This is a genomic window from Nocardioides alkalitolerans (genome assembly GCA_038184435.1).
In the GTDB taxonomy this organism is placed as follows: Bacteria; Actinomycetota; Actinomycetes; order Propionibacteriales; family Nocardioidaceae; genus Nocardioides; species Nocardioides alkalitolerans_A.
Genome location: CP116227.1, coordinates 2094130 through 2106160 on the forward strand (window position 1 = coordinate 2094130; position 12031 = coordinate 2106160).

General features: G+C 73.2%; 12 protein-coding genes and 1 riboswitch. Of the genes, 4 read left to right on the forward strand and 8 right to left on the reverse strand.

The annotated features are described in order from the left end of the window. Positions 1–170: 170 nt before the first annotated feature. From PIR53_10070 to PIR53_10100, 7 genes are all read right to left on the reverse strand, one after another. On the reverse strand, positions 171–1055 hold the full coding sequence (locus PIR53_10070) for a hypothetical protein (GenBank protein ID WZH54317.1): 885 nt from the start codon (positions 1053–1055) through the stop codon (positions 171–173). A 34-nt stretch (positions 1056–1089) separates the two neighbouring features. Further along, positions 1090–2037: an SGNH/GDSL hydrolase family protein gene (locus PIR53_10075; GenBank protein ID WZH54318.1), complete on the reverse strand. Its 948-nt coding sequence runs from the start codon at positions 2035–2037 to the stop codon at positions 1090–1092. A gap of 250 nt (positions 2038–2287) precedes the next feature. Then, positions 2288–2563, reverse strand: a complete 276-nt coding sequence (locus PIR53_10080; protein ID WZH54319.1) for a MoaD/ThiS family protein — start codon at positions 2561–2563, stop codon at positions 2288–2290. 31 nt (positions 2564–2594) lie between these two features. Further along, entirely contained in the window at positions 2595–3899 is a 1305-nt protein-coding gene (thrC, locus tag PIR53_10085; protein ID WZH54320.1) for a threonine synthase, read from the reverse strand. 9 nt (positions 3900–3908) lie between these two features. After that, positions 3909–4046: riboswitch (SAM riboswitch) on the reverse strand. A 123-nt stretch (positions 4047–4169) separates the two neighbouring features. Beyond that, complete coding sequence (gene otsB / locus PIR53_10090; protein WZH54321.1) at positions 4170–5015, reverse strand: trehalose-phosphatase; 846 nt, start codon at positions 5013–5015, stop codon at positions 4170–4172. A 76-nt stretch (positions 5016–5091) separates the two neighbouring features. Then, positions 5092–5619: a LytR C-terminal domain-containing protein gene (locus PIR53_10095; GenBank protein ID WZH54322.1), complete on the reverse strand. Its 528-nt coding sequence runs from the start codon at positions 5617–5619 to the stop codon at positions 5092–5094. Between the two features lie 8 nt (positions 5620–5627). Next, positions 5628–5930: a DUF3263 domain-containing protein gene (locus tag PIR53_10100; protein ID WZH54323.1), complete on the reverse strand. Its 303-nt coding sequence runs from the start codon at positions 5928–5930 to the stop codon at positions 5628–5630. A 152-nt stretch (positions 5931–6082) separates the two neighbouring features. On the opposite strand from PIR53_10100, the gene PIR53_10105 reads away from it, so the two are divergent. The 4 genes from PIR53_10105 to PIR53_10120 are packed head-to-tail and all read left to right on the forward strand — an operon-like array spanning position 6083 to position 11571. After that, positions 6083–7525, forward strand: a complete 1443-nt coding sequence (locus PIR53_10105) for a trehalose-6-phosphate synthase (GenBank protein WZH54324.1) — start codon at positions 6083–6085, stop codon at positions 7523–7525. A 56-nt stretch (positions 7526–7581) separates the two neighbouring features. Next, positions 7582–8787 carry an alpha/beta fold hydrolase gene (locus PIR53_10110; protein WZH54325.1) on the forward strand — a complete coding sequence of 402 codons (1206 nt, stop codon included), beginning with the start codon at positions 7582–7584 and terminating at the stop codon, positions 8785–8787. Then, positions 8774–10138 (forward strand): MFS transporter, encoded by a 1365-nt coding sequence (locus PIR53_10115; GenBank protein ID WZH54326.1) that lies wholly within the window; start codon positions 8774–8776, stop codon positions 10136–10138. The genes PIR53_10110 and PIR53_10115 overlap by 14 nt, the downstream gene beginning before the upstream one ends. Next, on the forward strand, positions 10135–11571 hold the full coding sequence (locus PIR53_10120; GenBank protein WZH54327.1) for an aspartate aminotransferase family protein: 1437 nt from the start codon (positions 10135–10137) through the stop codon (positions 11569–11571). The genes PIR53_10115 and PIR53_10120 overlap by 4 nt, the downstream gene beginning before the upstream one ends. 27 nt (positions 11572–11598) lie before the next feature. Here PIR53_10120 and PIR53_10125 read toward each other — a convergent pair whose 3' ends face one another. Further along, the gene (locus tag PIR53_10125) at positions 11599–11943 is read right to left on the reverse strand and encodes a hypothetical protein (GenBank protein WZH54328.1); all 345 of its coding nucleotides are present in this window, start codon (positions 11941–11943) and stop codon (positions 11599–11601) included. Positions 11944–12031: the final 88 nt, after the last annotated feature.

The following is a 12031-nucleotide window of genomic DNA, read 5'->3' on the forward strand; positions in this document are numbered from 1 at the left end:
GCCCGGGTGGCCGCCCGCGACGGACGATCAGGCCGACCGGCGGACCCTTCCCGCCGTCGCTGCTGACCTCGACCCCACCGAGCCGGGTTGCTGCACGTTCGTTGTCACTCTCATGAGGAGAGTGCCAGCGTCATGTTTAGCACTCGCCCCCTGCGAGTGCAAGCAGCAGGTCAGCCGATGCGGGCGGCCACCAGGTCGGCGAAGTGGCCCGCCATCGCCGGTGCGACGTCGAGGTAGAGGCCCGGTTCGATCGCCTCCACCTCGCTGACCGCCCAGCGGTCGTCGTGGCGCAGGAGGTCGATCCGGGCGTAGTCCAACCGCTCCCCGCCCAGCTGCTCGGCAGCACGCACGGCGGCGATGGCCGTCGCGGCCAGGTCAGCGTCCAGGGGTACGGCGCGGGAGGAGCCCCCGAAGTGCTCGTGCACCCGGATCTCGTCGCCCGCCGGCACCTTGTCGACCTGGAGCACCGGCGTCCCGTCGAGCACGAAGACGGAGATCTCGCCGTCGGTGCGCACCGAGGCGACGAGCGGCTGCACCACCCACGGCGCCGCCCCCAGCCCCTCCAGACGGGGGTCGTCGGCGGAATCCGCCAGCACGACCCCGAGACCGCCGGCGCCCGTCGCCGGCTTGACGACGACGGAGCCCCACTCCGCCGTCGCCTCCCGCAGCACCGGCAGCAGGGTCGCGTCGCCGAGCGTGCGGGTCGGCACCGTCGGCACCTGGTCACCGAGCGCCACCAGGTAGGACTTGTCCGCGTTCCAGGCGAACGTCTCCGGGCCGTTCAGCACGCGGGTGAGCGCCGCCGTACGCCGCGCCCACGCCAGGAACTCCGGGAGCCGCCGATGGTAGTCCCACGTCGAGCGCACGGCGACGAGGTCAGCGGCCGACCAGTCGACGTCGGCGTCGTCCCAGACGGCCCAGGCGGCATCGATCCCGCGCTCCGCGAGCGCGGTGAGGAGCAGGTCGCCACCGTCCTCGCCGGTCGGGGCCAGCTGGTAGGTGGCGAGGAGGACCCGCGGGCGGGGCGAGGTGTCGGTGGGCACGGAGGAGGTCACGCGGCCGAGGTTAGGGCGTCGGGACCAGCCGGGCTCACGCCTCCCGGCGGTCGAAACCGCTGCCGTCGACCTGGTCGTCGATCCCCCAGTCGTCGTGGCCGACGTCGGGCATCGCGCGGAGGTGGGGGCGCTCGGCCGGCGCTTCCTCCGCCACCGCGGGCGCGTGGTGGCCGAACGGCACGGCGTCGACCTCGCCCAGCGCGGCGAGCACGGAGGGCAGCACGGCCTTGGCGGTCCGCTTGTAGCCGGCGGCGCTGGGGTGGAACCGGTCGAGGCTGAACATCTCGTCGGGGTTGGTGATGAAGAACGGGCCGACGACGTCGGCGAGCGACACCGCCCACGCGCCTGCACCGAGGGCGGCCTCCCGCTGGGCGGCGGCGAGCTGGCGCGACGCCCGCGACCCCAGCGACCGCAACGGCTGGGGCACCGGCCGCAGCGCCCCCAGGTCGGGGCAGGTGCCCACGACGACCCGCGTGCCGCGGGCCGTCAACGCCTCGATCGTCTCGCGCAGGTGCCGCGCCGACTCCGCGACCGGCACACGGTGCGTCACGTCGTTGCCGCCGACGACGACGACGGCGACGTCCGCGGCGTACGTCGCCGGGAGCGCCCCCAGCTGCTCGGCCAGCATGCTCGACTCGGCCCCCACCCGCGCTCCGGTGCGGAGCCGGACGGGACGCTCGGTGCTCCGCGCGACGTGCTTCGCGAGCCGGGCGCCGAAGGTGTCGCCCGGCACCTCGGCCCCCAGGCCCGCCGCGATCGAGTCGCCGAGCACGAGGAGCTCGACCGGGCGGCCGCCGTACCGCTTCTTGTAGACCTTGTCGGCGTCGAGGGCCTGCTCCCCCAGCGGCTTGCCGATGAGGCGTCGGGCCGTGGCGGCCTGGCGCTTGAGGATCGACCTCCCGCCGTACCCGACAGCGACACCGACCCCACCAGCAGCGGTCGCGACGGCCAGGGCCGCGCGCGCCTTCGACGTTGCAGACATGGGTCCTTGGATGCCCGACCAGCACGAGCACGAGGTGAACAGCACGCCAACCCCGGCCGCCCTGGCCGCGACGGTTGGTGGGGCCGGACCGGGGTGGCACTTTCCCCGGTCAGCCGGGGAACACGCCACTTAGACCATCAAATTTGATGGTCCAAGTGGTTGGTTCCCCGGTCAGCCGGGGAACCGACAGCTTTGACCATCAACCGACCGCTTTGACCATCAACCGACCGGTGAGGGTTGGGCGGGCGGGTCAGCCCCCGGCGACGGCCGGGATGATCGAGACCTGGGCGCCGGGGGCGGTCGGGGTCGCGAGGTCGTCGAGGAACCGCACGTCCTCGTTGCCGACGTACACGTTGACGAACCGGCGGAGGTCCCCGTCGTCGTCGAGCACGCGCGCCTTGATGCCGGGGTGGTGCGCGTCGAGGTCGTCGATGACCTCGGCCAAGGTGGCGCCGGAGGCCTCGACCTCGGACGCGCCGCCCGTGTAGGTGCGCAGGATGGTCGGGATGCGGACGGAGATCGACACGGAGTACCTCGGCTTCGGCGGGAGGGGTCGGTCAGGCGAGACCGGTGGCGGCGAACGCGGCGTACGTCGGCGCGATCGTCGCGGCGGGCGCGACCCGGTCGGCGACGGCGTCGAGTGTCTTGAGGCCGTGACCGGTGTTGATGACGACGGTCTCGAGGGAGGTGTCGAGCTGGCCGGTCTCGACGAGCTTCTTGAGGACGCCGACGGTGGTGCCGCCCGCGGTCTCCGTGAAGATGCCCTCGGTCCGGGCGAGCAGCACGATGGCCTCGCGCACCTCGTCGTCGCTGATGTCCTCCACGACACCGCCCGTGCGGCGGCAGACGTCGAGCACGTAGGGGCCGTCGGCGGGGTTGCCGATGGCCAGCGACTTGGCGATGGTGTCCGGCTTGACCGGCCGCACGACCTTCTTGCCGTCCTTGAACGCGGCGGACACGGGCGAGCAGCCGGTGGCCTGGGCGCCGAAGATCTTGTAGGGCTTGTCCTCGACGAGACCGAGCTTGATGAGCTCGGAGAAGGCCTTGTCCACCTTGGTGAGCTGCGAGCCCGAGGCGACGGGGATGACGACCTGGTCGGGCAGGCGCCAGCCGAGCTGCTCGGCGATCTCGTAGCCGAGCGTCTTCGAGCCCTCGGCGTAGAACGGCCGCACGTTGACGTTGACGAACGCCCAGCCGTCCTCCTCGCCCGCGATCTCGGAGGCCAGCTTGTTGACGTCGTCGTAGTTGCCCTCGACGGCGACGAGCGAGTCGGTGAAGACGGCCGAGTTGATGACCTTGGGCGTCTCGAGGTTGCTGGGGATGAACACGACGGTCTTGATGCCGGCGCGGGCGCCGGCCGCGGCGACGGCATTGGCCAGGTTGCCGGTGGAGGGGCAGGCGAAGACGCGGCTGCCGAGCTCGCGGGCGGCGCTCAGCGCGCAGGCGACGACGCGGTCCTTGAACGAGTTCGTGGGGTTGGTCGAGTCGTCCTTCACCCACAGCTTCTCGAGGCCGAGCGTGGCGGCGAGGTTCTTGGCCTCGAGCAGCCGGGTGAACCCGGGCTCGGTGTTGGGGCTGGTCTCGATGTCGGTCGGCACCGGCAGCAGCGCCTTGTAGCGCCAGATGTTGCGCGGGCCGGCCTCGATCTCCGCGCGGGTCACCGCGGGGAACTCGTAGGCGACCTCGAGGGGACCGAAGCACTCGGGACAGGCGTAGAAGGGACCGAGGTCCACCTGGTGGCCGCACTCGCGACAGGCGAGGGCCGTGGCGTTGCCGAACGCACCCTCCCGGAGGCCGTGACCGGGCGTGGCCTCGGCGTTCTCGGCGGGGGCGGGGCTGGTCTCGACGACAGACGTGCTCATGAGTCCTCCTCCTCATCTTCCCCGCGGCGACGGTCGCCGTGGGCGGATTTGGCACCGTTTCCACGACCGCCGCAATGGTGCGGCGGGGAGTTCGTGGCGGTTGCCGGGACGTCGACGGGCCGTTCCCTCAGTCCCTCTCGATGAGCTGTGCGTCAGGTTAGGAGGACGCCGCGGCGCGGGGCCAATCCCGGTCCCGCGATGTGGGACGCGGCGCCACATGTTGAGATGGTGGCGGGCGCGGCTCCGCCCCCGAGCCGGGTACGGCGCGGATCAGGTACGCACGGAGGCCGCGTCGGCCGTGAGGCGACGCAGCAGGTCGAGCACCCCGTCGGGGCCCTCGACGACGACGTCGGCCAGGTCGGCCAGCGCGCTCTCCTCGTCGGAGGCCGAGGCCACCAGCAGCGTCGGGAGGCCCTGGTCACGGAGCTCGGCGACGGCGTGGAAGGCCTCGACGTCGCCGAGGTCGTCGCCACCGAAGAGGAAGCCGCCGGCCCGCGTCTCGCGCACGAGGATCTTCACGGCCTCGCCCTTGTGCATGCCGGGCGAGCGCACCTCGATGACGTTGCGGCCCGGCTCGACGCCGAGGTCGTGGGTGGCCGCGAGCTCGGTCACGAGGGGCAGCAGCCGGTCGTAGGCAGCCTGCGGGTCCTCGAGCCGACGGGTGTGGACGGCGATCGCGAGGCCCTTCTCCTCGACGTACGCGTCCTCGGCCTTGGCGGTGCGCAGCACCTTCGGCAGGCCGAGCAGGAACGACGCCAGCCCGTGGGGCGGCCGCGGGGAGCGCACGCGGCGGTCCTGGGTGTCCCAGCGCTCGTTGCCGTACTGCCCGAACACGTAGAGGTCGCTGCCCGCGTCGTGCACCAGCTCGCCCACCTCGTCGAGGCCGCCGAGCGCGAGCACCTGGCGCGCGGGGCGGCCGGTCACGACGGCGACCGCGCGCACGTGGACGGCGAGGTCGACGAGCACCCCGGGGGCCTCGTCGTGGATGTGGGCGGCGGCGGGGTCGTCGACGATCGGCGACAGGGTGCCGTCGAAGTCGAGCGCGATCACGGAACGCGCGGCCACGCGCACGAGCTCGTCGTAGCGGCGCGATGCCTCCGCCGAGGTGAACTGCATGGCGCCTATCGAAGCACGCGCAGCGTCCATCCGCCGCACGGACGGCCCTCGTCGCGGCCCGGCGGTGAGCCAGGTCTCAGGAGGCGGAGTAGTCCGACGTCAGGATCACGGTCAGGCGGTCGCCCCGCATGGGGTCCACGGCCGGCATGAGGCGCGTGATGCCGAGGTCCTCGGCGAGCAGCTGGGCCTGCGCCTCGAGACGCTCGGGGTAGTAGACCGTCGAGCTCGGGATCGTGCCCACCCAGTTGTCGGAGCCGACGACCTGCCAGCCGGCCGCCGAGGCGGTCTCCCCCGTGCGCGACGCGAGGCCGGCGATCCCGGAGTTGTTGTAGACCTCCACGACGGTCTGCGACTTGTCGACCTCGGGCTCCTCCGCCGTCGGCGGCGCCGCGGGCTCGGGCTCCTCCGTGGCGGGGGGCTCGGTGGTCGAGGTCACGGCGGGCGCGGCCGCCGAGCGGATCTCCTCGTCGCCGTCGTCGCCCCCGGTGAAGGCGAAGGCCAGGCCGGCCATCACGACCGCGACGACACTCAGGGCGACGAGCGGTGCCGGGTAGGCCGCACCCCGCTGGTCACCGGTACGGCGCACGTCCGCGCGACGCGACATCGCGGGCCTCACGCGTCGAAGCCCAGGCGTCGGGCCGAGCGCTGCCGCTGCCGCGCCGCCCGGAGGCGGCGCAGGCGACGGACGAGCAGCGGGTCGGCGGCCAGGGCGTCGGGAGAGTCGATGAGCGCGTTGAGCACCTGGTAGTAGCGGGTCGAGCTCATCGCGAACTTCTCGCGGATCGCCTGCTCCTTGGCCCCGGCGTACTTCCACCAGTGCCGCTCGAACTCGAGGATGTCGAGGTCGCGCTCGGACAAGGCAGGGCTCCCGGGGGTGTTCCGCGCATCGGCGGCGACGGCGTTCGCGGCATCCATGGTCAGGACTCCCTCGGAGGATACGGTCCGCCGGCGGCTTCCGGACGCCCCGGCGGGTGACATCGGCCTCGATCGTACGCGCCGAATGACAGCAGTGTCATTCACTGCGCGGCGTGGCGTGGCGCCTCCCGCGAGCCACTAGGGTGGACGTCGTGGCTCGCACCGGCACGGCAGACCTGGTCATCGTCGCGAACCGACTTCCCGTCGACCGCACGACCAATCCCGACGGCAGCCGCGGGTGGCGTCGCTCCCCCGGCGGGCTGGTGAGCGCGCTCGAACCGGTGATGCGCTCGGGCGACGGCGCGTGGATCGGCTGGCCCGGCGTCGCCGGCCACGACGACCTCGAGCCCTTCGTCGAGGACGGGATGCAGCTCGTCCCCGTCGGGCTCAGCGCCGAGGAGGTCGAGGAGTTCTACGAGGGCTTCTCCAACTCGACCCTCTGGCCGCTCTACCACGACGTGGTCGCCAAGCCCGAGTTCCACCGCGAGTGGTTCGACTCCTACGTGAAGGTCAACGAGCGCTTCGCCGCCGCGGCGGCCGAGGTGGCCTCCGAGAACGCGACGGTCTGGGTGCAGGACTACCAGCTGCAGCTCGTCCCCCGGATGCTGCGTGACCTGCGGCCCGACCTGCGCATCGGCTTCTACCTGCACATCCCGTTCCCCCCGAGCGAGCTCTTCCAGCAGCTGCCGTGGCGCCGCCAGGTGCTCGAGGGCCTCCTCGGCGCCGACCTCGTCGGCTTCCAGCTGCCGGCCGCGGCGCAGAACTTCATCCGCCTCGTGCGCCAGCGCGTCGGCCACAAGACGCACCGCGACACCGTCTACCTGCCCGACGGTCGCACCGTGAAGGCCGCTGCCTTCCCCATCAGCATCGACACGGCCGGCTTCGAGGAGCTGGCCCGCTCCGAGAGCGTCGAGCGCCGTGCCCGCGCCATCCGCGAGGCGCTCGGCAACCCGGCGAAGATCTTCCTCGGCATCGACCGGCTCGACTACACGAAGGGCATCTACGCCCGGCTGCGCGCTTTCTCCGAGCTCATCGCCGACGGGCACTTCGGGGTCGAGGACGCGGTCTTCGTGCAGGTCGCCACCCCCTCGCGCGAGCGGGTGGAGCAGTACCGCATCCTCCGCGACGAGATCGACCGGCTCGTGGGACGCATCAACGGCGACCTCGGCCGCATCGGGCGGCCGGCGATCTCCTACCTCCACTCGTCCTACCCGCGCGAGGAGATGGCCGCGCTCTACCGCGCGGCCGACGTGATGGTCGTGACGCCCTACCGCGACGGCATGAACCTCGTGGCCAAGGAGTACGTCGCGTGCCGCTTCGACAACGACGGGGCGCTCGTGCTCTCCGAGTTCGCGGGAGCGGCGGAGGAGCTCCGGCAGGCCTGGCTCGTCAACCCCTACGACATCAACGGCATGAAGCAGGCGCTGCTCGCGGCGTACGAGGCCGACCCCAAGGACCTGAACCGCCGGATGAAGGCGATGCGGCGCACGGTGCGGGAGAAGGACGTCGCCTTCTGGGCCGACCACTTCCTCGAGGAGCTCGCCGCGACCCGCCCCGACCACGGCAAGCCGCTGCGGCCCGCGCGCAAGTCCTGAGGAACAGCCTGCGGGACCCTCCCCGCGGGGGGTGACTCGCGAGTACCTTTCGGGCCATGGACCTCCTCCCGAAGCCCGACCAGGTCGTCGCGGCCACCGGCAACGTGGCCCACAAGGTGCTGTACGGCGGGCTGGCGGACCTGCGCCCGATGCCCCGGGTGCTGATCGACGACGGGCAGCTGCGCGAGGTCTACCACTACCGACCCGACCCGTCCGTCCCGGAGACGGGCGACCCGGTCCTGCTCGTGACGCCGCTGGCCGCGCCGGCGACGTGCTTCGACCTGCGCCGGGGGTGCTCGCTGGTGGAGCACCTGGTGCGCGGCGGGCGGCCGACCTACCTGGTGGAGTACGGCCAGGTGTCCTTCCGCGACCGCAACCTCGGGATGGAGCACTGGATCTCGGAGGTCGTGCCCACGGCGATCCGCGAGGTGTCGGAGCACGCGGGCGGGCGCCCCGTGCACGTGGTCGGCTGGAGCCTCGGCGGCATCTTCTCGGTGCTGACCGTGGCGAACGACCCCGACCTGCCGGTGGCCTCGCTGTCGGTCGTCGGCTCGCCCTTCGACCTCAGCCGGGTGCCGCTCATCGCGCCGCTGCGTCCGCTGCTCAACCTCGACCTGCTGCCCCCGCAGCTGCGGGCCGTGACGCGGGCCTACCAGGCCTTCGGCGGCGCGCCCCGCCCGCTCGTGCGGTGGGCGTTCCAGCTCTCGGCGTTCCAGAAGCTGGTCACCAAGCCGCTGGCGCTGCTGCAGAACCTCGACGACCGGGAGTTCCTCGCCCAGATCGAGGCGGTGGACCGCTTCACGGCCGGGATGATCGCCTACCCGGGCCGCTCGTTCGGGCAGCTCTACCACCGCATGTACCGCGGCAACGCGCTCCTCTCGGGCGTCTTCGAGCTCGACACCCCCGACGGGATCGAGGAGGTCTCGCTCGACGCCATCATCTGCCCCGTCCTCGTCTTCGCCGGCGCGAACGACGGCATCGCCCCGGTCAGCGCGGTCAAGCCCCTGACGACCCTGCTGCCCAACGCGTCCGAGGTGCAGTTCGAGGTCGTGCCCGGCGGCCACCTGGGGATGCTGACCGGCCGCGCGGCGCGCACCACGACGTGGACCGCGCTCGACGAGTGGGTGGACCGGTGGTCGACGCCGACCCCGGTCGACGGGCCCGACGACGCCCCCACCTCCCCGAGCGCCCCCCGGGCCGACCGCATCGGCTCCAACCCGGCGCGCCGCTACGGATCGGCGTCGTCGCGTGCCTTCGGCTGAGGTCGCTCCGTCGGCGGCCTCCGGGGCGCTCCCCCGCTCCGTCCGCATCGGCTACGGCAGCGGGTCGGTGGCGACGGGCGCCTTCGGCACCGTCCCGGGCCTCATGCTGCTGCCCTACCTGACCGACCAGCTCGGCATCGCGGCGCTGCTGGCCGGCGCGATCGTGGTGGCACCGAAGGCCTGGGACGTCGTGCTCAACCCGATCGCGGGCCGCATCACCGACCGCAGCACCGATCCCCGCGGGCCACGCCGCCCGTGGCTGCTCCGCGCGGGCCTTCCCCTCGCCGTCCTGTTCGCCGTCATCTTCGCCTCGCCCGGCTTCGACTCCCGTGCCCTCGAGGCGGTCTGGGTGCTCGTCGCGTTCCTGGCGTGCGCGACGGCGTACGCGTTCTTCCAGGTGCCCTACGTCGCCATGCCCGCCGAGATCACCGACTCCTACGACGAGCGCACCCGGCTCATGACGTGGCGCGTCGCGCTCCTCGCGCTGACGATCCTGCTGGCCGGGGCGAGCGCTCCCGCGATCCGGGACGCCGTCGGCGGACGGGACGGCTACCGCGTCATGGGCGTCGCGATGGCCCTCCTCATCGCCGTGGGCGTGCTCGCGGCGTACGTCGGCACGCGGCGTGCGCCCGTCGGCGCGCCCGCCGCCGGGGTCGGCAGCCTGCACGAGCAGCTGCGGGTCGTGGCGCGGGCCCGCGACTTCCGCCTGCTGCTGACGACGTTCCTCCTGCAGGCGCTCGCCACGGGCACGATGCTGGCGGGCGTCGACTACGTCGCGCGCCACGTGCTCGGCAACGCGGGTGCGGCGACCATCCTGTTCGTGTGCTTCGTCGGGCCGGCGCTGGTGCTGACGCCGGCGTGGACGGCGTACGGCGAGCGGGTGGGCAAGCGCCGGGGCTACACCCTGGCGTCGCTGCTGCTCGCCGCGGGCGCCGTCGTGCTCGTCGGCGCGGAGGTGCTGCCGGCGGCCGCCGTGTACGGCGCGGTCGCGCTGGTGGGGGTCGGGTACGCCGGGTGCCAGGTCTTCCCGCTCGCGATGCTCCCCGACGCCGCGGCGGTCGACGCGCGACGCACCGGCGAGAACCGCGCGGGCGTCTACACGGGCGTGTGGACCGCCGGGGAGACGCTCGGGCTCGCGCTCGGCCCCGGTGTCTTCGCCGTCGTGCTCGCGCTCGGCGGCTACGTCTCCGGCACGGACGGCGGCACCAGCCAGCCCGGCTCCGCCGTCACGGCCATCGTGCTCGGCTTCTCGCTGCTGCCCGCGGCGCTCACCCTCGTGAGCCTGCTGTGGCTGCGCCGCTACCGCCTCGACGCGGCCACCGTGGCCGCCCCCGAAGGGAGTCCCGCATGAACGGCGACGACGTGCTCGCCCGGCTGGCCGAGCTGCAGCAGGGCGACCTGCCGACGCACGGCGGGCGGACGCTGGCCTACGTCTACGACTCGGGCCTGGCGGAGGTCGACCGCGTGGGGCGGGAGGCGGTGGCGGCGTACGCCGCGACGAACGGCCTCGACCCGACCGCCTTCCCCAGCACGCTGACGATGGAGAACGAGGTCGTCGGGTTCACCGCCGACCTCCTCCGGGCGCCGGACACGGTGGTGGGCACGGTGACCTCGGGCGGCACCGAGTCGGTGCTCCTGGCGGTGCAGGGCGCGCGGGACGCGCGGCCCGACGTGGTGGCCCCCCGGATGGTGCTGCCCTCGACGGTGCACGCCGCGTTCCTCAAGGCGGCGCACTACTTCGGTGTCGAGGCCGTCGTCGTGCCCGTCGGGGCCGACCACCGCGCCGACGTCGCCGCCACCCGGGCGGCCGTCGAGGCGGACCCGGAGCGCACGGTGCTCGTGGTGGCCAGCGCGCCGTCGTACGCCCACGGCGTCGTCGACCCCGTCACCGACCTCGCGGCGATCGCCGCGGAGCACGGCATCCGCTGCCACGTCGACGCGTGCATCGGGGGGTGGGTGCTGCCGTACGCCGCGCGCCTGGGCCGCGACGTACCCCCGTGGACGTTCGCGGTGCCCGGGGTCACGAGCATCTCGGTGGACCTGCACAAGTACGCCTACGCGCCCAAGGGGACGTCCGTGCTGCTGCACCGGACGCCGGAGCTGCGGCGCCCGCAGTTCTTCGCATCGGCGGACTGGCCGGGCTACACGATGCTCAACACGACACTGCAGTCGACGAAGTCGGGCGGGCCGCTCGCGGGGGCATGGGCGGTGCTGCGCACGATCGGCGACGAGGGCTACCTCGAGCTGACGCGCACGCTGCTCGACGGGGTCGACGCGCTGGTCGCGGGCGTGCGGGAGATCGACGGGCTCCACCTCGTCGCCGAGCCCGAGTCGAGCCTCGTGACGGTCGCGACCGACGGCACCTGCGACGTCTTCACCATCGCCGACGAGCTCGCCGCGGCGGGGTGGCTGGCGCAGCCACAGCTGACCTTCGCGGGCCAGCCGCCGACGCTCCACCTGTCGCTGAGCGCAGCGACGGACGTGGGGGCGTTCCTCGAGGCGCTCCGGGCGGCGGTGGCCGTGGCGGTCGAGCGCGGACCGGTCGCGGTCGACCCGGGCATCGTCGAGTTCGTGCAGGCGCTCGACCCCGCCGCGCTCTCCGACGCCGACTTCGACGGCCTGCTCGCCGCGGTCGGGATGGTCGGCGGCGAGGACGGCCCGGGCCTGCCCGAGCGGATGGGCGAGATCAACGCGCTGCTCGACGTCGCGAGCCCGCGGCTGCGGGAGGCGCTGCTGACGGCGTTCCTCGACCGCCTCGCGCGGCCGGCGCGGGGGAAGATCTGACGCACCAGGTGGGTCGGATCCTCCGCCTCACGCGTCCCGGCTCGGCGTCTCGCCCAGCGCCTTCGCGGCCTCGTAGATCTCGATGACGAAGTCGGGACCGTCGAACCGGTTGCGCTCCGGCACCTCCTCGCCCTCCGCGGCGGGCACGATCATGAAGGTCTCACTGGCGAGCCGGTTGCCGACCTGGCCGGTCTTGCGGGAGACGACGTTGCCGGTGACCTCGACCTTCCCGATGGCGCCGTTGAACCACTTCACCTCGCAGCTGTGCGGGCGCACGAGGTAGCCACCCTTGCTGGTCTCGAAGTCCGGCGCGTCGTCGAGCTCGTAGCTGATGGCGGTGATGCGGCGCGGCTTGCTGAGGCGGACGGCCATGGGGGCTCCTGGCGTACGGCGACGGGTCGGCCCGCGACGTACCCGACGGTCGCCCGGGCAAACGCGGACCCGCGGGTTGGGAGGCCCT